At 71.1% G+C, this 25,867-nt stretch carries 27 protein-coding genes and 2 pseudogenes; 18 read left to right on the forward strand and 11 right to left on the reverse strand.

Features of this window, described 5'->3' with window-relative positions; genetic code table 11:
- The first annotated feature begins 12 nt into the window (after window positions 1-12).
- From ACIP4P_RS02720 to ACIP4P_RS02735, 4 genes are read left to right on the forward strand one after another with little or no spacing between them, the layout of a single operon-like run.
- On the forward strand, window positions 13-720 hold the full coding sequence (locus ACIP4P_RS02720; protein ID WP_400913991.1) for a WbqC family protein: 708 nt from the start codon (window positions 13-15) through the stop codon (window positions 718-720).
- A complete protein-coding gene (locus ACIP4P_RS02725; protein WP_400913993.1) occupies window positions 717-1,838 on the forward strand; it encodes a DegT/DnrJ/EryC1/StrS family aminotransferase in 1,122 nt (373 codons plus the stop codon). Before ACIP4P_RS02720 ends, ACIP4P_RS02725 begins: the two co-directional genes overlap by 4 nt.
- Window positions 1,838-2,557 carry an NTP transferase domain-containing protein gene (locus tag ACIP4P_RS02730; protein ID WP_400913995.1) on the forward strand — a complete coding sequence of 240 codons (720 nt, stop codon included), beginning with the start codon at window positions 1,838-1,840 and terminating at the stop codon, window positions 2,555-2,557. The genes ACIP4P_RS02725 and ACIP4P_RS02730 overlap by 1 nt, the downstream gene beginning before the upstream one ends.
- Before the next feature lie 18 nt (window positions 2,558-2,575).
- Window positions 2,576-3,736, forward strand: coding sequence for a UDP-N-acetylglucosamine--N-acetylmuramyl-(pentapeptide) pyrophosphoryl-undecaprenol N-acetylglucosamine transferase (locus ACIP4P_RS02735; protein ID WP_400913996.1), 1,161 nt, complete (start codon window positions 2,576-2,578; stop codon window positions 3,734-3,736).
- A 13-nt stretch (window positions 3,737-3,749) separates the two neighbouring features.
- Here the strand turns inward: ACIP4P_RS02735 and ACIP4P_RS02740 are convergent, their stop codons facing one another.
- Window positions 3,750-4,268 (reverse strand): NUDIX domain-containing protein, encoded by a 519-nt coding sequence (locus ACIP4P_RS02740; RefSeq protein ID WP_400913998.1) that lies wholly within the window; start codon window positions 4,266-4,268, stop codon window positions 3,750-3,752.
- A 477-nt stretch (window positions 4,269-4,745) separates the two neighbouring features.
- On the opposite strand from ACIP4P_RS02740, the gene ACIP4P_RS02745 reads away from it, so the two are divergent.
- A complete protein-coding gene (locus tag ACIP4P_RS02745; RefSeq protein ID WP_400914000.1) occupies window positions 4,746-6,161 on the forward strand; it encodes a hypothetical protein in 1,416 nt (471 codons plus the stop codon).
- Here the strand turns inward: ACIP4P_RS02745 and ACIP4P_RS02750 are convergent.
- Window positions 6,153-7,016 carry an IclR family transcriptional regulator gene (locus ACIP4P_RS02750; protein WP_400914002.1) on the reverse strand — a complete coding sequence of 288 codons (864 nt, stop codon included), beginning with the start codon at window positions 7,014-7,016 and terminating at the stop codon, window positions 6,153-6,155. The two genes, ACIP4P_RS02745 and ACIP4P_RS02750, sit on opposite strands and share 9 nt — an antisense overlap.
- 105 nt (window positions 7,017-7,121) lie before the next feature.
- Entirely contained in the window at window positions 7,122-8,069 is a 948-nt protein-coding gene (locus ACIP4P_RS02755; RefSeq protein WP_400914004.1) for a zinc-binding alcohol dehydrogenase family protein, read from the reverse strand.
- Window positions 8,070-8,869: 800 nt separating this feature from the next.
- Here ACIP4P_RS02755 and ACIP4P_RS02760 point away from each other — a divergent pair.
- From ACIP4P_RS02760 to ACIP4P_RS02795, 8 genes are all read left to right on the forward strand, one after another.
- On the forward strand, window positions 8,870-9,919 hold the full coding sequence (locus ACIP4P_RS02760) for a hypothetical protein (RefSeq protein WP_400914006.1): 1,050 nt from the start codon (window positions 8,870-8,872) through the stop codon (window positions 9,917-9,919).
- Entirely contained in the window at window positions 9,919-10,626 is a 708-nt protein-coding gene (locus ACIP4P_RS02765; RefSeq protein WP_400914008.1) for an ATP-binding protein, read from the forward strand. The genes ACIP4P_RS02760 and ACIP4P_RS02765 overlap by 1 nt, the downstream gene beginning before the upstream one ends.
- A gap of 109 nt (window positions 10,627-10,735) precedes the next feature.
- Window positions 10,736-11,308, forward strand: coding sequence for a WhiB family transcriptional regulator (locus ACIP4P_RS02770; protein WP_400914009.1), 573 nt, complete (start codon window positions 10,736-10,738; stop codon window positions 11,306-11,308).
- Window positions 11,305-12,297: a DUF2637 domain-containing protein gene (locus tag ACIP4P_RS02775; protein ID WP_400914011.1), complete on the forward strand. Its 993-nt coding sequence runs from the start codon at window positions 11,305-11,307 to the stop codon at window positions 12,295-12,297. The genes ACIP4P_RS02770 and ACIP4P_RS02775 overlap by 4 nt, the downstream gene beginning before the upstream one ends.
- An 85-nt stretch (window positions 12,298-12,382) precedes the next feature.
- Complete coding sequence (locus ACIP4P_RS02780) at window positions 12,383-12,607, forward strand: hypothetical protein (RefSeq protein WP_400914014.1); 225 nt, start codon at window positions 12,383-12,385, stop codon at window positions 12,605-12,607.
- Between the two features lie 179 nt (window positions 12,608-12,786).
- Window positions 12,787-13,212 (forward strand): MobC family plasmid mobilization relaxosome protein, encoded by a 426-nt coding sequence (locus ACIP4P_RS02785; protein WP_400914017.1) that lies wholly within the window; start codon window positions 12,787-12,789, stop codon window positions 13,210-13,212.
- Window positions 13,209-14,954: a mobilization protein gene (locus ACIP4P_RS02790; RefSeq protein WP_400914020.1), complete on the forward strand. Its 1,746-nt coding sequence runs from the start codon at window positions 13,209-13,211 to the stop codon at window positions 14,952-14,954. Before ACIP4P_RS02785 ends, ACIP4P_RS02790 begins: the two co-directional genes overlap by 4 nt.
- Window positions 14,955-15,025: 71 nt before the next feature.
- On the forward strand, window positions 15,026-15,424 hold the full coding sequence (locus tag ACIP4P_RS02795) for a hypothetical protein (protein WP_400914024.1): 399 nt from the start codon (window positions 15,026-15,028) through the stop codon (window positions 15,422-15,424).
- A gap of 320 nt (window positions 15,425-15,744) precedes the next feature.
- Here ACIP4P_RS02795 and ACIP4P_RS02800 read toward each other — a convergent pair whose 3' ends face one another.
- Window positions 15,745-16,761 carry a hypothetical protein gene (locus ACIP4P_RS02800; RefSeq protein WP_400914026.1) on the reverse strand — a complete coding sequence of 339 codons (1,017 nt, stop codon included), beginning with the start codon at window positions 16,759-16,761 and terminating at the stop codon, window positions 15,745-15,747.
- 675 nt (window positions 16,762-17,436) lie between these two features.
- Here ACIP4P_RS02800 and ACIP4P_RS02805 point away from each other — a divergent pair.
- From ACIP4P_RS02805 to ACIP4P_RS02815, 3 genes and pseudogenes are all read left to right on the forward strand, one after another.
- On the forward strand, window positions 17,437-17,643 hold the full coding sequence (locus ACIP4P_RS02805) for a cold-shock protein (RefSeq protein ID WP_400914028.1): 207 nt from the start codon (window positions 17,437-17,439) through the stop codon (window positions 17,641-17,643).
- Between the two features lie 187 nt (window positions 17,644-17,830).
- Window positions 17,831-18,314, forward strand: a pseudogene (locus tag ACIP4P_RS02810) (prenyltransferase/squalene oxidase repeat-containing protein); the annotation flags it as partial.
- 886 nt (window positions 18,315-19,200) lie between these two features.
- Entirely contained in the window at window positions 19,201-20,970 is a 1,770-nt protein-coding gene (locus ACIP4P_RS02815; RefSeq protein WP_400914029.1) for a hypothetical protein, read from the forward strand.
- A gap of 599 nt (window positions 20,971-21,569) precedes the next feature.
- On the opposite strand, the gene ACIP4P_RS02820 is transcribed toward ACIP4P_RS02815, so the two are convergent.
- The 7 genes from ACIP4P_RS02820 to ACIP4P_RS02850 form a co-directional block, all read right to left on the reverse strand.
- Entirely contained in the window at window positions 21,570-21,923 is a 354-nt protein-coding gene (locus ACIP4P_RS02820; protein ID WP_400914030.1) for a hypothetical protein, read from the reverse strand.
- Window positions 21,920-22,270, reverse strand: a complete 351-nt coding sequence (locus ACIP4P_RS02825; RefSeq protein ID WP_400914032.1) for a hypothetical protein — start codon at window positions 22,268-22,270, stop codon at window positions 21,920-21,922. Before ACIP4P_RS02825 ends, ACIP4P_RS02820 begins: the two co-directional genes overlap by 4 nt.
- 112 nt (window positions 22,271-22,382) lie before the next feature.
- Window positions 22,383-22,712, reverse strand: a complete 330-nt coding sequence (locus ACIP4P_RS02830) for an esterase (RefSeq protein WP_400914035.1) — start codon at window positions 22,710-22,712, stop codon at window positions 22,383-22,385.
- An 87-nt stretch (window positions 22,713-22,799) separates the two neighbouring features.
- The gene (locus tag ACIP4P_RS02835; protein WP_400914036.1) at window positions 22,800-23,012 is read right to left on the reverse strand and encodes a hypothetical protein; all 213 of its coding nucleotides are present in this window, start codon (window positions 23,010-23,012) and stop codon (window positions 22,800-22,802) included.
- A 547-nt stretch (window positions 23,013-23,559) separates the two neighbouring features.
- Window positions 23,560-23,802 (reverse strand): winged helix-turn-helix transcriptional regulator, encoded by a 243-nt coding sequence (locus tag ACIP4P_RS02840; protein WP_400914038.1) that lies wholly within the window; start codon window positions 23,800-23,802, stop codon window positions 23,560-23,562.
- 161 nt (window positions 23,803-23,963) lie between these two features.
- Window positions 23,964-24,311: a hypothetical protein gene (locus ACIP4P_RS02845; protein WP_400914039.1), complete on the reverse strand. Its 348-nt coding sequence runs from the start codon at window positions 24,309-24,311 to the stop codon at window positions 23,964-23,966.
- 31 nt (window positions 24,312-24,342) lie between these two features.
- On the reverse strand, window positions 24,343-24,591 hold the full coding sequence (locus ACIP4P_RS02850; protein WP_400914041.1) for a DUF317 domain-containing protein: 249 nt from the start codon (window positions 24,589-24,591) through the stop codon (window positions 24,343-24,345).
- Between the two features lie 378 nt (window positions 24,592-24,969).
- Between ACIP4P_RS02850 and ACIP4P_RS02855 the strand changes: the two genes are divergently transcribed.
- Window positions 24,970-25,614, forward strand: a complete 645-nt coding sequence (locus ACIP4P_RS02855) for a hypothetical protein (protein ID WP_400914042.1) — start codon at window positions 24,970-24,972, stop codon at window positions 25,612-25,614.
- 23 nt (window positions 25,615-25,637) lie between these two features.
- Window positions 25,638-25,709: pseudogene (locus ACIP4P_RS02860) on the forward strand (hypothetical protein); the annotation flags it as partial.
- Between the last annotated feature and the right edge of the window lie 158 nt (window positions 25,710-25,867).

Below are 25,867 nucleotides of genomic sequence, written 5' to 3' on the forward strand. Positions count from 1 at the left end.
GGGGAGGAGCCGATGGTCACCGCGGCGATCCACCAACCCCACTACCTGCCCTACCCGGGCCTGCTCGACAAGATCGCCCGCGCCGACCTGGTGATCTGGCTCGACAACGCCGCGTTCGCCCGCGGCGGCTGGCACAACCGCAACCGCATCAAGACCGGCCACGGCCCGCTCACCCTCACCGCGCCCGTGCGCCGCGCCCCGCTCGGCACCCCGATCACCGACGTCCACCTCGCCACCACCCCCTGGCAGGCCAAACACGCCACCACCATCCGCCAGGCCTACGCCCACGCCCCCCACCTGGATGCCCTCACGCCCCTGCTCGACGACCTGTACAGCCGCCCCTACGCCACCCTCGGCGCGCTCAACGCCGCCAGCTGCGCCCACCTGCTCGCGGCCTTCGGCATCCGCACCCCCGCCCTCGCCGCCAGTGATCTCGGGCCGGTCGGCTCGGCGAAGTCCGCCCGCCTGGCCGAGCTGTGCCGCCGCGCCGGGGCGGACACCTACCTCGCCGGGGACGGCAGCGCCGCCTACCTCGACCCGCGTGCCTTCGCGGACGCCGGGATCACGCTGTGCTGGCAGGGCTACCGCCCGCCCGCCTACCGCCAACTCCACGGCCGCCACGGGCACATCGACCACCTCAGCGCCGCCGACCTGCTCGCCAACACCGGACCCGGCGCCCTGAACACACTCCTCGCCCGCGACGCCGGAGCCGCCACATGACCGCCCCCGACACGATCGCGCTGTGGCGCCCGCCCGCGCTGGACGAGGCCGGCCACCGGCAGCTGACGGACGCCTTCACCGCGACCCTGAGCACCGGCCGCCTGCGGGAAGGCCCACACACCGCCGCCCTGGAACACGCCCTCGCCCGGCACTTCACCCGCCACGCCGTCGCGGTCCGCTCCGGCATGGACGCCCTGGAACTCCTGCTGGAGCACTACGCCACCCCGGGGCGCACCGTCCTCGTCCCCGCGCACGCCTTCCAGGCGATCCCCGCGCTTGCGGCCCGCCTGGGCGCCCGGCCCGAGCCTGCCCCCGTCGACCCCGCCAGCCTCGCCCCTCTGCCCTCCCTCGCCGACCGCACCGACCGGCCGCTCGTCCTCTGGATCCACCACGGCGGCATCGTCGCCGTCCACGCCCGCGCCACCATCGCGGCCTTGCGCCGACGCGGCGCCACCGTCATCGAGGACGGCGCCTACCTCCTTCCCGACGACGCACCCGGTGGCCCGGGGACCTGGGGCGACGCCGCCACGCTCTCCTTCGCCCCGACCAAGCCGCTCTCCGGCACCGGAGGCGCCGCCGTCCTCACCGCCGACACCGGCCTCGCCGACCGACTCAGGCAACGCCGAACCCACTCCGGCACCGAAGACCTGTGGGCCGCGGGCGACCAGCTGCTGCGTTACCGGTCGGCCAGCGAGCTGGACGCCCTGCTCGCCACCGCACAGTGGCACCGCCGCCCGGTCACCGCCGGGGCACTGGCCGCCGTCGCCGACTGCTACACGGCGACACTGACCAGCCGCCGCCCCGAACTGCTGCCCCCGGGACGCGTCCCCCAGTCGACCTGGGGCCGCTACCTCGTCCACCTGCCCGCGACGCACCCGGCCGCACCCGTGCGTGCCCGGCTCGCCGAGCACGGCATCGCCTCCTCCGTCATGGCCCCGCGCCCCTGGTACGACTACCCGGCGCTCACCCCCTTCCGGCCCGCCGCCGAGCAGCCGGGCCTGCGCCACCTCCTCGACCACACCCTCGCCCTCCCGTACCACCCCGGCCTGACGCTCGGCCACATCCAGCGAACCGCCCGCGTCCTCCTGCACGTCCTCGATGCGAAGGAGACCCCCTGATGACCACCGCCATCCTGCTCGCCGCCGGCCACGGCACCCGCCTGGGCCGCGACAAGCCCACCCTCGACCTCGACGGTGAAACCCTGGTCGCCCGGCACATCCGCCAGGCCGCCGCCGGCGGCGCCGACGACTTCGTCGTGGTCACCAACCCCGGCAACGAGCGCCAGGTCCGCGCCCTCGCCACCCGCGCCGCCGCAGGCGCCCTGCTGACCGTCGCCCTCCAGGAAGGGCCCGATGCCCACGCCGCCGCCCTCACCGGCCTGCGCCTGCTGCCCGCCGACACCGCGGAGGTGTTCGTCGCCGGAATCACCGACATCGTCCCCGACGACGCCTACGCCCGTACCGCAGCCGAACTGCCCGCAGGTGGCATAGCCATCGCCTCCGCCGTCCTGGAGCGCACCTTCATCGGCGGCATGCTCGGCTTCCACCCCGGCACCCACCGCCTCCAGCAGATCATCGAGCGCCCGCCCGGCGGCTGCCCGCCCGGCCACCTCGTCAACATCTGGATCCACCACCTGCGCGGCCAGGCACTCATCACCGAGATCACCCGCCTCACCGCCCTGCACGGCGACTACGAGAGCGCGGTCAACCTGGCACTCGCCGCCGGCACACCCGGCGCCGCCGTCGTCCTGCCCTGGTGGGAAGCCGTCAAAGACCCCGCCAGCCTCGACCGCGCCCGCCAGCTGCTCGCCCCGGCCACCGAACACCCGGCCGCCTGAACCGAAGAGGAACACCCCATGGCCCGACACCGCACCACCGTCCGCCTCGCCGTCGCCGGAGGCGGCACCGGCGGCCACACCTACCCGGCCCTGACCACCATCACCGCAGTGCGCGAACAACTCGCCGAACACGGCATCGCCCTGGAAGTGACCTGGTACGGCACCAAGGCCGGGCTGGAGGCCAAGGTCGCCGCCCAGCACGGCATCGGCTTCCGGCCGCTCGCGGCCGGCAAGGTCCGCCGCTCCCTCAAGCCCGCCGCCCTCGCCCGCACCGCGCTCGACCTGCTCAAGGTCCCGTACGGCATCGCGCAGGCCGCCGCCTCCCTCGCCCGCCACCGTCCCCACGTCGTCCTGTCCACCGGCGGCTACGTGGCCGTGCCGGTCGGCCTCGCCGCCGCCCTCACCCGCCGCCGCCTGGTGATGCACGAGCAGATCACCACACTCGGCCTGGCCAACCGCCTCCTCGCCCGCGTCGCCACCGACGTCGCCCTCAGCCACCCCAGCTCCCTCACCGGCCTGCCCGCCCGGGCCCGGCGCCGCGCCACCGTCACCGGCAACCCGATCCGCCCCGTCCTCCTGACCGGCGACGCCGCCCGGGCGCGCGAACGCCACGGCCTGGAGGACGCACTGCCGACCGTCTACGTCACCGGCGGCGCGCAGGGCGCCGCCCAGATCAACCGGCTGCTCGCCGCCGTCCTGCCCGAGCTGCTGGAGCACTGCCAGATCCTGCACCAGACCGGCCCCGACCACCTCACCACCGCCCGGACCCGCGCCAGCGCCCTGCCGCCCGCGCTCGCCGCCCGCTACCACCCGGTGGGCTACGTCGCCGAACGCCTCGAAGACGTCTACGCCGCCGCCGACCTGGTGATCGCCCGCTCCGGCGCGGGAACCCTCGCCGAACTCACCGCGCTCGCCAAACCCGCGGTGCTCATCCCGCTGGTGCCCACCGCCGGACACGAGCAGCAGCGAGGCGCCGAGACCCTGGCCGACGCGGGCGCGGCCGTCGCCCTCGTCGCCGACCAGGCCACCGAAGCCCGACTCCTCGACGCGGTCCTGCCGCTCCTCAAAGACCCGGCGCGCAGGGCCGAGATGGCGGCCCGCTCCGCCTCCCTCGGGAAACCGGACGCCGCCCGCCGCCTCGCTGCCCTGGTCATCAACCGGGCGGGCATCACCCTGTAGCCGGCCGGGGTGCTCAGCGCGGGATGCGGCCCGACTCCAGGTACTCCGAGCCCGTCCCGCGCTCCAGCACCCCGTACGCCTCCCGCAACCGCCGGGCGTCCTGCCCGGCCAGCCGCTTGCAGGCCTCCTCCAACTCGAAGAACTCGAACCCGGAGAGCTCCTTCTCCGGCAGCCGGACGGCCGCCCGGGCCTGCTCGTCCAGCACACCGCAGTCGAAGACGTAGACCGTCTCCTCGAAGAACCGCCCCTCCTGCGGGATCCAGTCCACCACCAGCAGCCGCCCCACCGGGAGATCAAGCCCCAGCTCCTCCAGCAGCTCCCGGCGCAGCGTCTCCTTCGGGCTCAGCCCGTCCCGGTCCATCCCGCCGCCGGCCAGCAGCCACCGGTCCGCGTGATAGGTCGGGTTCACCAGCAGCACCCGGCCCAGCCCGTCCCGGATCAGTGCGCCCGCCGCCATCGGCCACACCGCCCGCACGTACCCCGGCCGCACCTCCGTGTGCCCGGCCGGCACCACCCTCGTCTCGTCGTCCACGCCCGCTCCCATCCTCGCCGCCTTCGGTCCGCATCATCTTCACCCACGCCCGCCCGACGACACGCCAAGAACCAGGACCTCGGTCGCGGCCAACTCACCTCACTGGACGAACAGTTGATCCACGCATGCCACCCTGCCGTCAAGGGCGACGACGCGCGCGCGAGGCCGAACGTAGTGCATGGCGAGCCCGCCGGTCGCGTGGTGCAGGCCTTCCAGGATCACGTGGATGGAGGTGGCACGGGGGGCGTGGGCCGTGCCCTAGACGGTGGCGCGTGCAGGAGTGCGGGCGGAGCGGTAGTCGTGCGGGCCGTGCTGGTCGGCTCTGGCGCGTTCGCTCGGCGGTGACTGTCCGTGATGCGGAACCGTGTCTGGGAGTAGTTGGGCCAAGGGGCCGGCGGGCCTTGTACTGGGGCGTCGGGGGAGGTGTGCCTTCGGGGGTGCCTTGTTGCGTGGTGGCGCTTGGGGGACGTGCCTAGGATGGGAGTGGTGACGGATCCGAGTTTCGTCGTCACGTTCCGATGGTTCCGAGGCAGTGCCGTGTCCAACCCGTTGATGATGTTGCGTGCGGGGATGGGCCTTTCGCAGCCCGAGTACGCCCGCCTGGTGGCGGAGCGGCACGTCGAGCTCGGCTTCGGGCAGATGGCTGCCCGCCGGGAGAAGGTGTCGCGGTGGGAGTCCGGGCGGATCGCGCCGGAGCACACCGCTCAGCTGGCCATGGCACACATCCACGGCGTCGCGGACGGCGATGTCGTTCGGCTCGGCTGGCCGCACTGGCTGTACATGGCTGTCGGTGACGGGCTGCTGAGCGGTGAGCAGCATGACTTCGAGAGCGCGGTCGCTGCGTTGCGTGGGTCTGTGCAGCTGGCCGGGGCTCCCGGTCCGCCGGGCCTGGTCGTGCGGGGAGCCGCGCTCGCTCGGCAGCTGAGAGCCGTGGGCGCGCGGGTCGCCGCGCCGGAGCACGCCTGTGGCCGGGAGGGCCCGCCGCTGGCACGAGACCTGGTGGAGTGGCTGGACGGTCGTATCTCGGCGCTGGAGCGGCAGCACAACCGCTCGTCCCTGGCGCCGACGGCCCTGTACACCGCGGCGCTGGCCGAACACCGGATCGCGGTGCGGCTGCTGACCACGGCGGGTTACGACGCGCGGACGGGTGGGCGGTTGATCGCGCTCGCGGCCCGGACCGGGCTGCGGTGCGGCTGGTTCAGTCACATGCTCGGTGAGTACGCGCGGGCCGAGCGGCAGGCCCTGGCCGCGATGCGGGCCGCAGCGGCGGCGGGGGAGCCTGCTCTGGTGTCCGAGGCCATGGTGCTGCTGGCCATCCGGCACCTGGAGGCCGGGGCCCCGGCCGATGCCCGCCTGCTGGTGCGGGCCGCACGCACCATCGATCCGCGTCTGCCGCCCGACTCCCAGGTCGTGCTGCACGCCGAGGACGCGATGGCCCGCGCTCGTGGAGGTGAAGAGTGCGGTGCTGTGCGGGAGTTGGACAAGGCGCTGGAGAAGACGACCGGTCTTGGCGGTGATCCGGAGGTTGAAGCGGGGTTCGATGTCATGGCTCAGGGCTTCGCCCTGTCCCTTGTGCAGGCCCGGGTCGCGCTCGGCTTCGGGTACCTGCACGAGGCCGGCCGGCACATCGACGCGGCCATGCCGTACTTGATCACACCGCAGGCCGGTCCGAGGTGCCCGCACACCGGGGTCTTCCTGCTCCAGGCGCTCGACGCCCGGATCGCCCTCGGGGAGCTGGACCGAGCGGTGACCGTCGTCCACCAGGCCCTCGCGGCCGTCGGGGCGTTGCCGCCCGGGCTCACGGTCCGGTACCGGAAGCGGCTCGTGCCCTTCCAGAGCGAGCCGCTCGTCCGCCATGCGCTGGACGAGCTGGCCGAAGCGGGTTCAGTCTGATCCCCCTGAGGTGGTTCGGGGAACCCGGTTCAGAGCGCTGAGGCTCTCGGCCGCCTTGCGGGTGTGGTAGATCAGCGGCCGCAGGTCAGCCGGCATGTCGGCCGCGGGCTTGAGCATGAGGACGGCGCCCATGATGGCGTCGTGCCACAGGACCGGCGCGGCGACGGAGTCCCAGCCGGGCATGCATTCCTGACGGCCGACGGCGAAGCCGAGCTGGCGGATCTCATCGAGGGAGGCGGCGAGGACATCGTTGTCGCGGATCGCGCCGGGACCCGCGGTGGGAGGCACCTCCTCGGCCAGGACCAGCTCCTGGATGGGCTGGGGCAGGTGCGCGAGGATGACGCGCCCCGATGCGCCGGTGCGCAGGGAACGGGAGACGGAGACGACGTCCTCGGCGGACATGCCGACGTCAGCGGGGTCCAGGTCGCCGATGACGTAGTCCGTGCAGAGCCGCTTCGCGCCGCCGAACGGGGAGAGTACGTAGAGAAGCGCGAGCCCTCCGGTGGCCTGGTGCAGGAGCTCCAGGATCCCGTTGGTCGACGCTGCGCCGGGGGAGTGGGCCATGGCCTGGACACCGGCGCGGGCGGTGCCGGTGCCGAGTCGGTAGCGGCCCCGGCCGACCTGTTCGAAGACGCCGTCGTCGACACCGGTCTGCAGGATCCGGTGGGTCGTGGCGTCGTCGAGGCCGGCGGTCTTGGCGATGACGCGCAGCGCGTGCACGTCGCCGGGGAGGCGGGTGAAGGCCTGTTGGACGGCAAACGCGCGGGCCGCGAGCGAGGATGCCGGCTTGCGGGGTGCGTCGTCGCGGCGCTGCCCTGACGCGGCGCCGGTTGTGGGCGTGGTGGTGATCTTCAATGAGGGTTCCGGTGGATGGTGCGGTGCACCGTTCGGTGGTGCGGTGAGGGTTTGCGGAGGCTGCCTGTCGGCGGCCGGAGGCCGACGAATCGGAGGAGCCGTCCGTTAGAGGCTGAGGTCGAGGACGACCTTGCCGCTGGTGAGGCGGGCGGCGAGGTCGTGATGGGCCAGGCGGGCCTGACCGAGCTTGTACACCTGGCCGTTGAGGGGTTTGAGCCAGCCCTCGGTGACCGCGGTGAACAGGGCGGACATCGAGTCGTTGAGGTGGGTGCGGGAGGGGTAGAGGTTCGGCAGCCAGAAGCCGCTGACGGCCTTGGACCCGGCCAGCAGGCTGGTGAGCGGCACGAGGCCGTCGGCCCCGGTGACGGCGCCGAAGATGGCGAGACGCCCGCGGGGGGTGAGCGCGGCGAGGGTGGAGTGGAAGACGTCGCCACCCGTCATCTCCAGGGCGGCTGTGACGCGGCCGCCGGCGGCGTCGAGGATCTGCTCGGTGAGGCCTTCGGTCGTGGAGGAATCGACGACGGCGTCGGCACCGAGCTCGGTGGCGGTGCGGCGCTTCGCGTCGCTGGAGGCCATGGCGACGACCTTGGCGCCGGCGTGCTTGGCGAGCTGGACGGCGAGCGAACCGACTCCGCCGGCGGCGGCCGGGACCAGCACGGTGTCCTCGGCCGTCACGCGCAGGTCGGTGAAGAGCAGGTGCCAGGCCGTGTTGCCCTGGAGCATGAGGGCGATGGCGTCGTGGTCCGCGATGCCGTCCGGGACCTCGAAGGCGAGCTTCCGGTGGACGACGGCCGTCTCGGCGTACCCGCCGCCGCGGCTGAGTGCCACGAACCGGCGGCCGTCCTCGCTGGTGCCGAGCACTTCGTTTCCCGGGATGAACGGCAGGGGCATCGGGGCCGGATAGGTGCCCTCGCGCAGGTGGACGTCCGCGTAGTTGACGCCGGCCAGGCGGGTTCGGAGCTTCAGGTGGCCGGGGCGGACCGAGGGTTCGGGAAGCTCGCAGAGCTCCAGCACCTCTGGGCCGCCGAACTGCCGCACGGTAATGGCCTGCATGTAGTTCAACCCTTAATTAGTTGTTCTTGGACAAAGCGATTGCTTTGTATCCGGCGGAGAAATATACCCAGGCGACGGAAGATCTTTTTCGGCCCGAGGGGGCGTTGTGGCGCCATGGGGGCACGTGAGGGAGCTGTGGTGGCATAGCTCACGTAACGTTCCGTAAGGCCTGAGAGCTGACTTCGTGTCAAATATTCGAGGGGGTGCCCAGTGGGGTGCCTCCACTTGGGAGGGAGCTAGTGTCAGGATCTAGAGATCATTTCTCGGTGTGTGAAAAATGACCACAGCTACGCGCGTAGATCACTGGCTTTGTTGACCGAATTTACGTGGAAATCTAGTGTCAGTTCTGCGGTTCAGTCGGCTGCGCGAATTCGCGTGGAGGTCGGATTGCACGCTGCTCCCGGCCCGGGGCGGCAGGGACGGCATCAACGCGCTGGATCTGTGCGCCCACTGGCCCTATGGTCGTGCTCCCGCCGGCCGGACGGCGGCGGAAACGGCGGAAGGCAATGGCACCGCCCGGCCCCTAAGGGCCTAAAAACCAAACGGCGCCCGGGAGTTACCAGCTCCTGGACGCCGGGCCGGAGCCCGCAGGGCACCGGTTCACAACTACGCAGCGGCGGGACTTCCTAGCACGAGAGAACCGCCGCGCGCTCCTACGAAACCGGAGTATCGCATGCGGGCCTCGCCCAGCCGAATCCCCGCCCGCCTTGTCACAGGCGGCCTCCGTCGCGCCGCAGTTCAGTTCGGCCCCGCTGTCGTGCGCGTCGCTGGTCCAGCCATGACGGCTCGGGGCCGCTGACATGGCGCGCATACGCTCCATCAAGCCCGAGACCTGGGTGAGCGAGACGCTCTCCGAGGTGTCCATCCCGGCGATGGTCACCTTCCTCGGCATGACCAACCACGCCGACGACCACGGTCGTCACCGCGACAACGCCGCGATCGTCTACGGCCTCATCTGGCCGATGCGCGACGAGATCAACAGGGCTGACGTCGAGGGCCACCTTCAGCAACTCGCCGCAGGCGGAGCCGTTTGCCGCTACACCGGCTGCGATGGCCGCCGGTACTTCCACTACCCGACCTGGCGCCTGCACCAGAAAATCGACAAGCCCAGCTTGTCCCGGCTGCCCGCGTGCCCGCACTGCGAGCCGGAGCGGTGCGGCGTCTGCAAGGGTCCCTGCATCCAGCGGGCCGCCCTCGCCGACACCCCGGGAACCGCAGCCGAGGACGCCGCGAACGCTCCCCGAGTGTTCGTCGAACCCTCGGCGAACACTCCGGAAGCCCTCCAACTGCCGAAGGAGCCCGTCACAGTCTCCGGCCCTCAGGCATCTCCGAGCGCTGCTGAAACGGTGAGCACGCAGATCGAAGCCGATCCCAAGCCGATCCCGGCCCACCGGAAAAGCACAGGTCAGACAGTATTCGCCGAAACCTCCCCGAAGGTTCGGCGGAGCCTCCCGGAGCCCTCGGCGCCTGGATCTAGGATCTTGGATCCTGGATCTTCTTTCCCTACGGGGCGCCAGGCGCCCGACGCGGACACCGTCTCCGCCGGCCAACTGGTCGGCGAGTACGTCGCCGCCTGCGCCGAGCGCCCGCCGAGCGGCGTCCGCGGCCACCTCGGCAAGGTCGTCAAAACCCTGCTGGACGAGGGCATCGCCGCTGACCACGTCCGGGCCGGGCTGCGGCGCTTCGCCGAGATCCAGGGCCACCCTTCCCGGCTGCCGAGCCTGGTCAACGACGCCATGAACGCACGAAGCGCCGGTTTGGCGCGGCCGGGAACCCGGTCTAGCGTGCCCGCGCACCAGGCGTGGACCAACCCGGTCGACGCTGCCGCCGCCTACGCCGAGGAGCTGTGATGCGCACCCACCACGACCCGCAGACGCTCGCCGACGCCCCCTCGGTGCTCAACCGGCTGGCCCGCATCCTGGCCGCCCGGGGCATCGACCAGCACACGGTCGACGCCCTCCCCGACGAGCCGGAGCCGCACGCGGCGGAGGCCGTGCTGCACGCCGTGCTGCCGCCGCGCTACCGCGACGCGCTCGCCACGAACCCGCAGGTCCTCACCTGGGCGCGGCAAGTCGCCGCCCAGGCCGCCGCGCCGAGCCCGGGCGCCCGCCGACAGGTCACCACCGGCCCCAGCCTGCTGATGGCCGGGGTCGTCGGCGCCGGGAAGACCCACGAGGCATACGGCGCCGTCCGCGCCCTCGTACAGGCCGGCATCGGGGTGCGCTGGCGCGCCACCACCGCCGCGGATCTCTACGCGGAGCTGCGGCCCAGCTCGGACACCGACGCCGAGCGGACGCTCGCCGCCTACGGCCGGGTGCCGCTGCTGATCCTCGACGACCTCGGCGCCGCCAAGAGCTCGGAGTTCGTCGAAGAGCAGACGTACCGGCTGATCAACCGCCGCTACAACCACCTGCTCCCGACCCTGATCACCACGAACCTGCCAATCAGGGATCTCAAGGCCCACCTCGGTGACCGCGTCACCTCCCGGCTCGCCCAGATGACCACGCGGGTCGCCTTCGAGCCGGTCGACCGCAGACGCCTCCAGCGCGCCGCCTGAGCCGCCGCCGCGCCCGGCCGCCACACGGCGAGCCGCCCGACCTTCACCGACCCAGCGCACCTCTTCGCCGACGCCGACCTCGCGCGGAGAGCGATCGGAGCAACCCCTCATGACCACCACGACCAGCCCTGCCCGCCACCGCACCCTCGGCGACCACACCTGGCAGGACCAGGCCGTCTGCACCCCGACCGAGTACCACCCCGTCGACCCGGAGGCCTTCTTCCCTGGCCCGGAGGACGCCGACAAGATCGCCACCGCCAAGGCGCTGTGCGCCCAGTGCCCGGTCGCCCGCGCCTGCCTGGACGCCGCCCTCGAGACAGGCGACACCCACGGCATCCGAGGTGGCCTCACCGAGGAGGAACGCGAGCCGCTGCACGCCAAGATCAACGACCGCCTCGACCACAGCCGGGTCAACGCCGTGTTGGCCGGACGCGACGTCCACCTCACCAAGGCGGAGCGCCGCGCGACCGTCCTCGCCGGCTACCGCCAGGGCGTCCCAGTCGAGCGCCTCGCCTGGCTCCTCAAGATCACCCCCGAGCACGCCCTCAAGCTCTACCGCGAAACCCGCCGCGCGATCCGCCACCGGCAGATCGCCGAGGAAGCCACCCGCGCTGCTGCGGCCGACCGCAGCAGCACCGGCACCGACCAACTGACCCGCGACGACTTCGGTCCGGCTGCGTGAGCACCACCACCGCGACCACCTCGGCCACCGCCCACGTCACCGGCTGGGACCGGGCCGTCGTCATCGCCCTCGGCGCCTCCGGCTGCGCGCTCAGCTTCTCCGCACTCCAGCAGATGGCCGTCGCCATCCACGTCCGAGACCTCCTCACCTACCTCTTCCCGGTCATCGTCGACGGCTTCATCGCCTACGGGGTGCGCGCCCTGCTGGTCCTGCGCGACGCACCGCTACGGGCTCGGATCTACGTGTGGACGCTCTTCGGCGCGGCCACCGGGACGAGTCTGTGGGCCAACGCCCTGCACGCCGTCCGGCTCAACGAGCAGAACGCTGCAACCGGCGGGCTTCGGTTGGGCGACACGGTGGTCGCGGTGCTCTCCACCATCGCCCCGCTCGCCCTGGCCGGCGCCGTCCACCTCTACATCCTCATCGCTCGGGGACCGGTCAGCGTCGCTGACCGGGTCGGTCACGGCGACCGAGCGGCCGAGGTTGACCGGGGTCAGGTCACGGCAGGGCAGACCGGTCTGACCAAGCGGTCGGTGGTGCCAGTCGCCGGTCAGGACAACGCCGGTCACCCCGCACCAGGTCAGCCGGACAGCGATCCGGTCACAACCCCAGTGCGACAACCGACCTCGGTCAGCATGGACAGCCTGACCACGTCTTCTGACCCGTACGGTCATTCGGACACCGAGCAGCCGCTCACCGACCGACCGCCGGTCGCCACCACGGAGGTCACCCGAACTGAATACGCCGGTCAGCCGGTTGCCGCCCCGCTGGTCACTGACCGGGACGGCGACCCCCACCCTGACCTGGACGTCGAGGGCCTGCTGGAGATCGCTCGGCAGGCGGTCAGGGAGGAGGACAAGCTGACCCGCAAGGTGGTCGGTCAGGCGATCCGAGGCCAGCAGATCCCTCTGTCCAGCGCCACCCTGACCCAGCTGATGGCCCAACTCAGGACCGAGGACGGTCAGCCGGTCACCGCCAGCCAGAGCTGACCAACCGCCTGACCGCCGGGGTGACCGACCAGGTCACCCCGGCGGGTCACACACCCGAACCACCACCATCCGGGAGCACCCCACTATGCGCACCACCCCCGCCACCTGGGCCGAGGCGGACTCCTGGCTTGCCGTCCTCACCCAGCACGGTCACCTCCACCGCGTCGACATCGGCCCGGACGGCGTCCGCAGCGTCCAGTACGGCCAGCACTCCCGCCCCTGGACCCTCCACCACCCCGTCCTCGCCATCGACTTCGTCGAAGACCTCCTCCTCGACCTCCGCCAGCGCGACGCCGAGGCCAGCCGGTGACCACCCTCGACCAGAACGGCGCCACACAGGGACCGGACAGTGACCCTGATCGGGCTCCTGGCGGAGCAAGTTGTGGGCTAAGCGATGCTTACCCCGCCCCTGCCCCGGAGGGGGCATGGGCACCCCGGTCGTCGGCGAACCCAGGGGGGCCCGCCGACGACCGGGGGGTCGACCCGGGGGTGTCGCCTACCGGGACAGAAACCGCGACCGCTTCCCAGCACGCCGCCTCCCGACGCCGCCGCCCCCGCCACGCCTCCCAGCGCCGCACCTGCGTCAGCCTGCGGTTCAGCGAACCCGAGTGGGCCGCCGTCCGGAAGGCCGCCGACCACGCCGACCTCGCCCCTGGCGGCTTCTGTGCCGCCGCCACACTGGCCGCGGCCACCAGCACCGACCCCAGCGCCGCGGTCGCCGACTACCGGCGCGGCATCCAGGAACTCATGGAGTCCAACCGCCAGCTCGCCGCCATCGGCAACAACGTCAACCAGGTGGCCCACTTCCTCAACACCGGCGGCCAACCCACTGCCGATCTCCGCGTGCTGCTGCAGCGCGTCGAGGCCTCCATCGACGCGGTCGACGACGCGGTCGCCTGGATGGTCCGCCGGTGATCCCCAAGATCCGCACCGGCACCGACCGCTCCTTCCCCCTCATCGACTACCTCTTCGGCCCCGGCAAACACGAGGAACACACCCACCAACACCTCGTCGCCTCCTGGAACGACTTCGCACCCGACCCCGGCCCCAACCCCGAACGGCACCAGGTCGCCAAACTCGCCAACCAGCTCGACCAGCCCGTCAGGGCCCTCGGCAAGCAGGCCCCGGCCAACAAGATCTGGCACTGCTCCGTCCGTACCGCCCCCGGCGACCGCCACCTCGACGACGCAGAGTGGGCCACCATCGCCCGCCGCATTGTCCACGCCACCGGCATCGCACCCGAAGGCGACACCACCGCTTGCCGCTGGGTCGCCGTCCGCCACGCACCCGACCACATCCACATCGCCGCCACCCTCGTGCGCCAGGACGGTCGCCTCGCCAACCTCTCCTACGACCGGCGCAAGGCGCAGGCCGAAGCCCGCCTCATCGAGACGGAATACGGCCTGCGCCAGCTCAACCCCGGCGACGGCACCGCGGCGAAGAACCCCACCAGCCAGGAGCACTTCAAGGCCGAACGCACCGGCCGCACCGAGCCCCCGCGCGAGACCCTGCGCGAAGCCGTCCGCCAAGCCGTCGCCGGAGCCGCCAGCGAGGAGGAGTTCCTCACCCGCCTGCGCGAGGCCGGCCTGCGGGTGAAGCTGCGCCATCTGCCTTCCGGTGACCTCGTTGGCTACAACGTCGCCCTACCCGGCGACCGCAACGCCAGTGGGGAGCCCATCTGGTTCGCCGGGGCCAAACTCGCCCCCGACCTCTCCCTCCCCAAGATCCGCCACCGCCTCGACGCCGCACCCGCCACTGGCACCCCCATCCCGGAGGACCGTCCGGCCCGCCCCGGCCGCTCCGCTCCCGCTCGCCGCCGTCGAGACGCTGCCCACGCTGCCGAGCGCGCCGTCGCCGCGCTCGACCAGGACGACGACGAAGCCGCCGCCTACCTCGTCGGCGCGGGTGAACTCCTCGACGCCCTTGCCCAGACCTCCCCGGCCGCCACCCGCGCCGAACTCCGGGCCGCAGCCCGTTCCTTCGAACGCGCCACCCGCAGCCACGTCCGTGCCGAAAACGCCGATATCCGCGCCCTGCGCTCGGCCGCCAGCGGAATCGTCCACGCCGGCAGCGCGCTTGGCCGGGGCGAGGACGGCGGTGCCACCGCGATGGTTCTGTCCACCTTCGTCCTCGTCACCCTGGCCGCCGCCCGCTGGCACTCCGCCCGCGGCCACGCCCAGCAGGCCGCCGCCTCCTGCCAGGCCGCCGACCACCTCCGCTTGGCCTACCAGCAGGCCGCGGCCACCCCGATGCGCACCCTGCGCGACATTGGCCGCGCCCTCCCTAAGGGCGAGCGGTTGCGCTACGACACCACCATCCGCACCGTTCTCCGCAGCACCGGTAACCCGAAGGGCCCGGCGAGCGAGTACGACGCCTTGGCCGCCGTCCTCGCCGAAGCCGAGAAGGCCGGCCATGACCCCAAGGCCCTCCTGGAGAAGGCCGTCGACCGGCGGGAGCTGGAAACCGCCCGCAACACCACCGACGTCCTCGTGTGGCGCATCCGCCGCCTCGCGGACCTGCCCGCCAACCCCGAACACCCCCACACCCGTGCGGCTGCCGGCACCCGGGCCCGGACCGGCCCGGCCCAGGCCCGCACCGCGCGGCCGGCACAGCCCCAGCCCCCGGCCGACCCACACCGCCCGGCACCACGCCGCTGACCCCGAAATCCCTCGACACCCGGTTCCACCAGGTGTTACGCAAGTACCCGAGCACCGCGAACGGAGAGCCCGTGACCAGAGCAACCGAGCACACCACCACCGCCCCGACCCCGATCACCAGCCAGGCCCCGGCCGCCTCCGACCCACTCCTGCAACTGGAGTACGAGACCCAGCCGCCCAGCGGACCCGACACCGTCCGCCTCGCGCAGCGCCCCTCCGAACTGGTACTGCGCGGCATCCCGGTGACCTGCTCCAACTGCCGCGCCCGCCGCGACTGGCTGCTGATCAACCACCGCCGGCACGTCTGGATTGGCTGCCGCTGCGGGGCGGAGTGGCTGGAGCCGGAGATCACCCGGCGGGACTTCGACGCCATGATCGCGGACCCGACCTGGACCCGGTACGGCAGCCTCACCGAGGCCCGAATCGCCCTGGGGTTCGACGGAATGTTCGCTGGGCTGTACCTGGAGTAACGAGCGGTGTTGCATCGGACGGAACACTCAGCATGACTGTGACTGAGCGTCATAGTTGGCGGCTGAGCGTTTTGCTTGGCGGGTTGAGCGCTGGCGGACGTCGCCCCGTGTGCCGACGCGTTGTAGGCGTCACATCGGCACGCAAACTGTCACTAGGATCGAATCGGCGGACTGCCCGGGGGTGAGGTCAGGATCCGAGGCGGCTATGGCTGGCCTGTCGCATCGTAGGTGGCGGATTCCCACTCGATCTCATCTGTTCTGTCGGGTTCTCACCGATTCAGATCGGGCGACACCTTCGCCCCCAAATTGGCGGCCAACGACTACACGGCGGTAATTCCGTCCTGGCCGAGCAGTCCCGCTGTGTGAGGGCTGAGCCTGGCAGCTGCTTCGGGGCTGTAGCGGCCGAAGTCGCTGTGGCCGTAGAGGTTCCCAGCGAGCAGGTCGCGTGCGTGGTCGACATGGCGGAGGACCGCGGTGCGTTCGTCTCCAGTGAGTCCCAGGCGGTCGCAGAACGGCTCTATGTTCTGGTGGATGTCCATGAAGTCGCGTACCCGCTCGTCCGCCATGGCGATGACGTGTTCGATGCCGACTTGGCGGGTGCAATCGGCGTGCTGCATGGCCATGTGAACGAGGTTGTGTTCGCCGCGCGCCTCGTCCTTCTCCAGGCCCATGACCTCGTTGGTGAAGACCACGTGCTCGCTGACGAGACGACGCATGACGGTCAGGCGGCTGCTGTGCCAGGCCAGGGACGGAACCTCGTAGTGGCCCGCTGCTTCCGAGAGGTAGAGGCACTGCACGGAGCCGACGGAGTGCCGTCGGAGTTCAAGGTAGTCCGTCCACGAGGGGAGTTGGTGCTCGCGGCGGTTGGCCTCCTCGGTGAGGTTCGCGTACAGGTAGTCCATCCAGGTCCTAGCCGCGCGCCGACGCCAGGTCGTCGACCGGCCCTCGCACATGCGCACCCACAGATCCGCGAAAGCCGCCAGGAGCGGCGGGGCCTCGTCACGCAGGACGTATCCCGGGTTGCCGAGCAGGTCCGCGATCTCCAGCACGACGGCCACGACGGCGTCCGCGGGCCGGCCGTCGGGGGTGTCGAGGAAGTCGTCGAGAATGAAGAAGAACGCCATCGCGTCGGTCAACAACCCGCAGTCGTCGCCCGCGTCAGGGCAGAACTCTAGACCGAACCGGGCGCCCTCGCTGAACACGTACAGTTCGACGGCGCTATCAACCGGCAACAGTCCAATCCTCCGGGCCCACTGGACGTTGCGTTCCAGCGCAGCCTTCCCCTGCGGGTGCGACCGGCGCGGGTAGGGCATGAAGAACTCGGCGTCTTGCGGCATCGGGACCGCCTCTTTCCCGGGAGCAGTCGCTGGTGGAGGTACTGGCCACGTCCGGTTTCCGGGCCCGCCCGCCGGGGACGGCGACTGGCTGAGCGCGAGACCGGCGCCATCAGGCTAGTCCGCAGGGCGTGACGCGTCAGCAGGGCAACGGAAACGCAGTTCGCCCACCCGACAGCGGGAACGAGGCCCGCCCACCGACGGACCGCTGCCCGCGGCTGTCCAGACTCCGCCGAAGCCAGGTGCTCTGAGAATGGCGAGCCTGCGTGATCTCACTCAACCTGGCATCCCGGCAGTTCGGAGCGAGATCGACAGCCAGGTGCAATGCGACGGGACAATGGCTGGCGACCTGGGTCTTCTGCAAGCACCTTGGTGTCGTCGAAGCGTGTCATAGAGGCCGACGAGGCTGCTGGTGTCCACTTAAGTGGCGGATCGAGCTGGTTCCGCAGCGGCTGACGCCGCCCGCATACTTCATCCGCGTTCCCGACAAGGACCTGGTAATGGTGGTGTCGCCGAAGGCGATCTTCCCGCCTGAGATCGAGCTGGCACCTTCCGGCACCAATCTTCCGCCTGGGGTGCCCCGTCTGGGTGACGGCCCATTCGGTTGTCCTCCGGGCGGGTATGTCTTCGCAATGCCTCTCTTGGGGCACTCATACACCAGCTAGCAGGAGGCACGTCATGGCACAGGGCACTGTCAAGTGGTTCAACGCAGAGAAAGGCTTTGGGTTCATCGCGCCGGAGGGCGGTGGACCGGAGGTGTACGTCCACTACAGCGAGATCATGTCGAGGGGGTTCCGGGCCCTGGAGGAGGGGCAGCGTGTCCAATACGAAGTCGGTCAAGGTACGAAGGGACCGCAGGCGACCTCCGTTACGGTCATTTCTTGAACCGGACGTCTTACGCATCGGAAGTACGGCCACACGCCATCCACGGCCATCGCCAACCCGGTGAACATTGCCGGTCACAGCACTAAACGGATTGGCCGCGTGACATCTGGGTGAGGGCACCGTCCCCATGTGCATAGCATTCAGCGTCGTGGAGCACGTCGGTACTTGCTCTTGGCTTGCGGACACACGTTGGGCTCTCGACTGTTGGCGGCCGGTACGGCGGCTGGGGGCCTACGACGCGGACAACACCGCCGCCTGGCCGGCCCGGTTTCCGTTCTGCGACTAGGGAAGAGTTACCGACCCGCCCTCGGCCGACGTCACTGCCCACGTCGTGGAGATGCTCGCCGACCAGGGCATGGCTGCACATCCCGCGGTCCGAGACGGCATCGCCTTCCTGCTGGCCGAACAGGAGCCCGACGGATCCTGGTGCGGCCGGTGGGGCGTCAACCATATCTATGGCACCGGTGCCGCCGTCCCAGCCCTCGTCAAGGCCGGCCTGCCCTCGGCGCATCCCGAGATCCGCCGCGCACTGACTGACCGGCCATCAGAACCCCGACGGTGGATGGGGCGAGGACTGGCGCTCCTACACCGACCCCGCCTGGCGCGGCCGCGGCGCCTCCGCCGCTTCCCAGACCGCCTGGGCCCTGCTCGCCCTGCTGGCCGTCGGCGAAGCACACCATCAGCTGGCCTTATCGGTGCAGCCGGCCCCACTGGAACCGGTTCGACTTGGGCCCACGCGAGTGTTCGGTTCCGGCCTGAACGGGCCCCATCTGATGCTGTCCGTCCTGGTCAGCGGTGGGGCCAGTCCGGACCGGGAGTGCCTGTGCCCGAATTGCCCCGGAACCACGTCAAGCCGGATGGGTGGGGCCGACTGCACCGATAGCGCCAGCAGCGGGCCGACGCAGCCAGTACACCTCGTTCGATTGAATCTCGGAGCTTTTCGACATGCCGGATCGTCTCGCCAGGACATTCACCCTGGATGAGCCTTCCTGCCACGCCCGGTACGTCGTCGCGCTTGCGGTCGGGGCTCGTCCGGTAGGTGTCCGGCAGGCTCTGGGGACGGTGGGCTCAACCCGGTGCCACCGCGGGCTGCCCCGCAAGGGCCCCGGTTCCGCCGGAACCAGCCCAGCCTGCGGCGCGCAGCGCGTTGACGCACTCGTGGCCAGGCAGTGCGCCGTGCCGCGCGTCCTGGCACCTCGGCGCCTACGGCATGCACAACGCCGTGACCGAGATCGAATCGACCAAGGGACATTTCAGATGGCGGACTACGAGAACGATGCCGACAACACACCACAGCCCGGGGCCAGCGGGCAGAGTGAACGTGGTGAGAACTCCCTGGAGGGCCAGAGCATCTCGGAGCGAACCGAGTTGACGTCGCAGGAGTCGGACCGGCGGGAGCGGCTACGGGGAATGCTCCGCGGTACCGGGCCGGCCGCCGACAGCAAGTGAATGCGGGGCCTGCGCAGCTCACGCGAGGCAGGTGTGCTCTTCGGGGTCGCGTTGCACGCTGCTGAGCGTTTCCGGACGGGTGCGACGCTGACGGACCTGGAGCAAATCATGCTGCGGTCCCTGCGGAGGCTGATGTCCGATCCGGAGATCCGCGCCACCGGGCAGGAGTACCGGTCGGCGGTGGTGGAGGTGGGGGCGCTGGACATCGTGCCGGCCTGGGTGACGTCGAAGGCGCCGACGACCGGTATCACCCTGGCGCAGTACCGGGCCCGGCTGGCCGTGATCGGAACCGAGGCCAAGGCGCTCCCGCATGCCTCCCTCGCCGACCTGGGCGCGGCCGCCGCGGGCGGGGAGGTGGACAGCGCTGCGTTCGTCCAGGGGGTGGGCGAGGTCGGGTTCGGTGCGACCGTGTACGCCTCGGCGCCGCCCGAGACCGCCACCGCGCCGTCCAACCCGGCGTTCACCTCGAAGATTGAGCTCAAGCAGTTCCACGTTCGGCGGGCGGTCGGCGACCAGTTCGGGGGCAAGGACGAGATCTACTGGACCGTCGCCATCCAGTCCGACCTGCACCGCCCGCCCCACTACCGGTCCCAGGAGTTCGGCTCGGTCAAGAAGGGCGACACCCGCGCCTTCGCGAGCAACCGGAAGGTCGTGTTCGACGGCCGGGTCAAGGACGGGCTGATCCTGAACGTCTCCGTCTGGGAGGCCGACCAGAGCAACGCCGAGTGGTTCACCAAGCTCGGTGAGGCGCTGGAGACGTTCCTCGACACGATGAGCGACATGAACATCTTCCAGCAGATCATCTGGAGCGCCCAGCCTTTCGACGAGCTGGGTCTGCTGCTGGACGCGGTCAGCCTGATCGTCGCGTTCTGGGAGTACTTCCGCAACAACGACGACCTGTCCTGCACTCGCGCGATCGCGCTGGACAACCGGGGCCTGTTCACCCTGTGGCACCGCAAGGAGTCCGTCTGGGAGTTCAACGGCGACGGCCACCACGCGCTGACCGTCTCCTACAGCGGCGACCGGCCCCCGCTTCCCAGCGGCGCCCTCGAGTACGTCGTGCGCCGCAATGGCGACACCACCTGGAGCGCCCCGGTCAACCTCGGCTGGCGCAGCGCCGCCGGCGCCGCACTGTGCGAGTACCAGGGCTCGCTGTACGTCGCCTACGTCAGGCCGGGCGACCATGCGCTCATGTGGAGCAGGTGCACCAACGGCATGTGGAGCGTGCCCGCGCGGGTTCGCAGCTGGACGACGTTCTACCAGCCCGCGCTCACCGTCCACCAGGGAAGGCTCTACGTGTCGGCCACCGGGGAGAACCGGAACGTCTACATCAGCCGCCTCAACGCATCGGGGACCGCCTGGGAGGGGAACCACCAGGCCGGCGGTGTCATCTCCTCCCACGGGCCGAGCCTGTTCTCGCACAGCACCGGCCTCATCCTGCCCACGGTGGGGACCAACGACATCATGTACCTCAACCGGGCCCCCGACCCGACGAACTGGTCGAACCCGGCGCGCCAGAGCCTGTGGAAGTCCAAGCAGCGCCTGTCCTCCGCGAACAACAGTGGATGGCACTGGCTGCACCACATCGCGCTCGACGGCACGGTCCACGTCAGCGTCCGGAACGGCGATACGTACTACCTCAAGCCTCTGCCGTCGAGCTTTCTCATCAACCCCGGCGGCACCCTCGTCTCCGTGGCGGGCGACGGTGTGTGGCTGATCGGCCGAGACTCCCAGGGCAACCTCGTCGCCGTGTGCAACAGAGGAGGGCTGGACGTGAGGTGGCTGCCCATGGGAACCATCGCCTCGGGCGTCATCGCCAACGAGGTCGGGGCCGCCGTGGTCGGCGAAGACCTCCACGTGATGTACCAGAAGCCCTGACCACCCAGCCAGCCCCGACACTCCGCGAGGAACGACGCACTGACGTGGCCCGCCTCGGCACCGCCTCCGCGCGGGCTCGGGCCTGTCCGACGTGGGTGGGAAGACCACGGTCTTCCCACCCACGTCGGACACAGGCTCCTGCGACTCCCGGCGCCACTGGCCGGTCTCGGCCGCGCCTGTGCGAAGGCGGTGGTCGGGCGGTGGCGCTCGGTCCACCTGGGAAGGGCGAGGTGGGCTCGCGGAAGGCTGAGGGTTGTCAGCGGCCAGGGCAGCTGGCCGCTGACACGTGGTGATGTAGTGCATCGCGGTCTGTCGCTGATGACGAACAGGTGCATGCAATGGAGCGGGTCGCCGGTGGCGGCGGCTTCATCGAGGACTCGGTCCTGGCGCAGCATGTCGAGGGTCTGCCGTTGGGCAGGTCCGGTTGCACAGCGATCCGGTACGCGGCCAGGCGGTCGAGGGCGGCAGGGCAGCTTGGGCCTGCTCTTCGCCGGATAGACCAGGAATACGACGCCCGAAGAATAAGGACTCTCCGCCGGTATAGGCAGGAAACGTGAAGGGACCGCCACCCGGTGTCGGGCGGCGGTCCCTTCGCTTGGTCAGCGCTCCGGGGCCGGAGGAGGTGCTGGTGAGGGGAGTTGGCCGGAGACGGCCAGCCGGTGGAGGCTGAGCCGGAGTGCGGCCGGGCGCAGGCCGAGGCTGTCGGCCAGCGTCTCGGGTGCGTGGCCGGGGGCCTGCTGAAGGTGTTCGAGGACGGCACGGTCGGTCCGCTCGTCGGCCGCGCGCATCGTGCGGTAGGCGCCGAGCGCGCCGCCGGCGAGGGCGAACATGCCGATGGCGCACAGCACGTAGGCGTCGGCCAGGGCGGCCGGGACGGCGGTGGCGGCGCCCAGGGCGGCGAGGGCGCAGCAGGGGATGAGCGCGCCGGGGCGGCGGATCGGGCGATCGGTCATCGGCGGGCAGTCCTTCCTGGGGCTGGCCTGGTCACGGGCGTGTCGGCATCGTGTCGCGGAAGTCGCAGCCGGGGAACAGAGCGAGGGCATTGGAGGAGGTGGTCGCGGCGGACTTCGTCAGCTGCTGGTGTCGGTGCCGGGCTGGTGTGCAGGTTGGTGCGGTGGCCCTGACCGATCGGGTTCCAGCGCTGGAGGGTAGACGGTTTCCAGCGGGGGCGGTCGGGGACGCTGGTGTCGTCGGTGGCGGGAAGGGTGCCGCGGTTTCGGCGGTTGCGGGCGGCGTCGACGCTGATGCCCAGGTGCGCGGTGACCTCGGCGTAGCTCCAGGGCTGCTGGTCGTCGACCATGCGTTGTCCTTCCTCGGTGCTTCGGTGACGAGCGTACGGGCCGCCGCTCGGGTGGGCGCACGGCGACGCCGCCCCGGTCCGGTCGGCGCGGGGCGGCCTTGTGTGGTGGTGCTCAGGAATCGGCGACGTGGTTGGCGAGTTCGAGGGCGGCGGTGGCGACGGCGAGGGCGGAGCACAGGCCCGTGACCTCGTGGAGGGTGGGGCGCACCAGGCGGGGCCAGTCGTCGGGGGCGGCGGGCCAGGTGGCGAGGTGGACGTCGGTGGTGGCAAGGCCGAGGCGGGTGGTGACGTCCCAGCCAGCCTCGGGGGCCTTCTCCCATCGCAGCAGGATGCGGCCGAAGGGGAGTCTGGGTACCGTGTTCGGGAGCCAGAGGACCTTGATCGGTTGGCCGGGGTCGGTGGGGACGCGGCGGACGAGCGCACCGCTCGCCCACGGCGGCACGGGGTGCAGCGCGAATCGGTCGAGCGGCTGTGGGCGGGCGAGGCGATGGGTGGTGGGGATGCGGGTCTCCTTGGGGCGGTTGGTGGCTCAGGCCCAGGCGAGTTCGTCGCGGACGGCGGCGGGCAGGTAGCTGTCCTGGCCGTCCTCGGCGAGGTAGGCGATGCCGTCGTGGACGACGACGTCCGTGCCGATGTAGTGGGCGAAGGCCCAGTCCGGGTTCACGGCGAGGCGGACGCGCAGGTTCGGGTCGACGTTCTGGAGCTGGGCGATCAGGTGGGCGACGGTCAGGTACTGGGGCACAGCGGTCTCCGGGCGGTATAGGGGCGGTGGTCACGGGAGATTGAGGCGGAACCTCTCGCAGAGCACAGCCCCTCAGGTTCTCTTGACGGACGGGATCGTCGGGGCGGGAAGGCGGTGTCGGGGGCGGACGAGGACGGGTTCGTCGGCGGGCCACGGGTCGCAGCACTCCCAGGGGAAGTCCCGGGCGAAGACCATGGTGCCGCGCGGGCCTTCGACCTCGGGCAGGCCGCAGACACCGCATCCGCAGGCCGGGTCGTACGGGCCGGGTCGTACGGGCCGGGGCCAGCCGGGTAGGGGCCGCTGGCGAAGTAGTCGGAGCGGCGCAGGTACGGGGTGCCGGCGGTGAAGGCGGAGACGATCAGGTCGCCGGGACGGACCTCGTCCGCGCGGACGATCCGAAGGGCGGGGCTGGCCAGGAGGAGGCGGGCTTCGCGGTGGTCGGTAGTGGAGGTGACGATGAGCGAGCGGAAGGCGACGTGGTGGGTGGTCATGCCATTGCCCGTGGTGGGCGGCTGCTCCGGCTTGGGCCGGGACAGCCGGTGGTGGTTCAGTCGGCGAGGCGGCAGGAGCGCTGCGGCAGCGGCCCGTTCTCGGGGCTGAGGAGGACCAGGCCGTCGTCGGCCAGGCGGATGAGGTACCTGGCGACGGTGCGGTCGCTCAGGCCGAGGGCGGTGCCGATCCGGCGGACCCGGGTGCCGCCCGGTGTCTTGGCGAGCTGGGCGAGGACACGGGTATCTCGGCGCAGGTCGCTCTCGTGGACGTCGTCCAGGGTGAGCAGCAGGCCGCTCACGGCGAAGCCGAGGCTGAGGGCGAACGTGGTGGAGACGGGTGGAACGAAGTAGGCGTTGGTCAGGCCGAGCGCGGAGATGACTGGGCCGGGGGCGCGGGCGAGGACGGTGGTGATCGTCAGGGATGCTTCCTTTGCCGGGGTCGGTGGCGGTGGTGGGCCGGTCAGGCGCGTTGGTGCGGTATCGGCGGGGCTTCGCCGCCGTGGGCCTCGATCAGGTCCCGTACCAGGGCGACGGGGACGTGCGGGTAGACGGATTCGGTGGGGTCGTCCTCGTCCGCGCCGGGTTCGAGGTGCTCGCGCCAGAAGAGGGTCCACGGTTCGGGGCGGCGGGTGGGGAAGCTGACCTCCAGCGTGATGGCGGGCAGCAGGAACGGGTCGGCGGGGTCGGGAGCGAGCACCGAGAGGCAGAAGCCGTCCGCGCACGCGATGTGCGCGTCGGTCAGGGCGCGGCCGAGCGCGTCGCGCCCGGCGCCGTGGGCGATGAGGTAGTCGAGGCGCGGTGTGGTCAACGAGTTCTCCGGGAGCGGTAGTTGGCCGGTGTCAGCGGGTGGGGGTGGCGATGAGCTCGGCGAGGAAGCCTGCGACGGCCTCGGAGGGGGTGTGGACACCGAACTCCTGGGTCCACGGGGCGGCGCCGGTGGGCTGGACCTGGATGCACCAGAGGATGCCGCGCTTCCACGCGCCGGGGTCCTCAGGCAGCCAGCCAACGTAGATGCGCCCGTCCGGGCTGGTGCAGTGCACGTTGGCCTCGGGGGTGTCGACCATCGGCCAGCCGAGGCGGGACAGCAAGGCGAGGACCGGCTCCGAGCTGTGGTCGGATGCGAGCCGGGAGCGTTCTTCGGCAGACGGGGGCGGGCAGGAGGCTGTTGGGGGTATTCACGGGGGCCGGTCCCTTCGTTGACCTGCGGTTTCGGCGACATGAGTACGTTGACATGCAGCGGCCCGAGGTTCGTAGTCGTTTACCGGGGACTGCCCTCTGCCGTGTGTGACTTCGATCGATGGATTGCGATTCCGAGCTGTAGTTTGCGAGCGCTGGCCCGGGTGTCGGTCGAGTCACGTTGAGTAGTAGTCATGTGCGGTCTCTGGCAGTGCTGAGGGGTCGGGCCGTGCTGTTGTGTATGAGTGGGTGCTTCGGTTGGGGCCTTGATCGGGTCCGGTGTGTGCGGCGTGGACGATCTGCTGGTGGCGTACGCGGGTGATGCCGCCGAGCGGGCTCGCCTTCGGCTGGCGGATGGCTGGCTGCGTCGCTGGGTCGGTACGTGGCTGATCGGTGGAACCGAGGTCTCCTGGCAGCTCGGAGACATGGCGTCGGTTCCGGTGTCGGTCTCGCAGCCGGTGCGGAGGTTCACGTGGCGGTCTCGGCAGATGCACCGGCCGGGGCTGCAGTTAATGGTCTCCACTGGGCGGCACCACGGCTTCGAGTCGCCGGAGGAACAGCGCCTGCTGGTCGCCCTGGACTTCGTCGGCGTCCTGGAGGTGCTGCCGCGGCCGTTCGAGCCGGACTTCGAGCACCAGGGAGGACGATCGCGCCATGTTCCCGACTTCCTGGCGGTGATGCCCGACGGCGGCATGTGGCTCTTCGACGTCCGCCCGGAGCGGCTGATCAAGCCCGAGGACCGGCTGAAGTTCGCGGCTGCCCGGCAGGCGGCGGCCTGCGGCTGGGGCTATTCGGTGGTGGCCGGCTGGCGGGAGCACGGAGATCGGCAACTGGAAGGACCTGGTGTTCTTCCGGCCGACCCGGCAGACCTCCTAGGTGCACATCGACTCCCTGTTTGGCGAGCCGGGGCGCAACGTCATTCGACTGGGACCTGATCGAGCAGCACTCCAAAGACCTCATGCGCGTTGCCCTGTCGGTGCGCGAAGGCAAGGTCTCCTCCGTCCTGCTGTTGCGGCGTCTGCGCTCCGGGTCGCGCAAGAACGCCCACTACGCGGCGTTCCGCGAGGTCGGGCGGGTGATCCGCACGATCCCGGCTGCTGCGCTACCTGACGGACCCGCAGATGCGCCGGCGGGTGACGGCCGCGACCAACAAGGTCCTGCGCCTGGCCGACGAGCCGTCCTACCGGC

It is taken from the genome of Kitasatospora sp. NPDC089509 (assembly GCF_044749365.1).
Taxonomy (GTDB): Bacteria; Actinomycetota; Actinomycetes; order Streptomycetales; family Streptomycetaceae; genus Kitasatospora.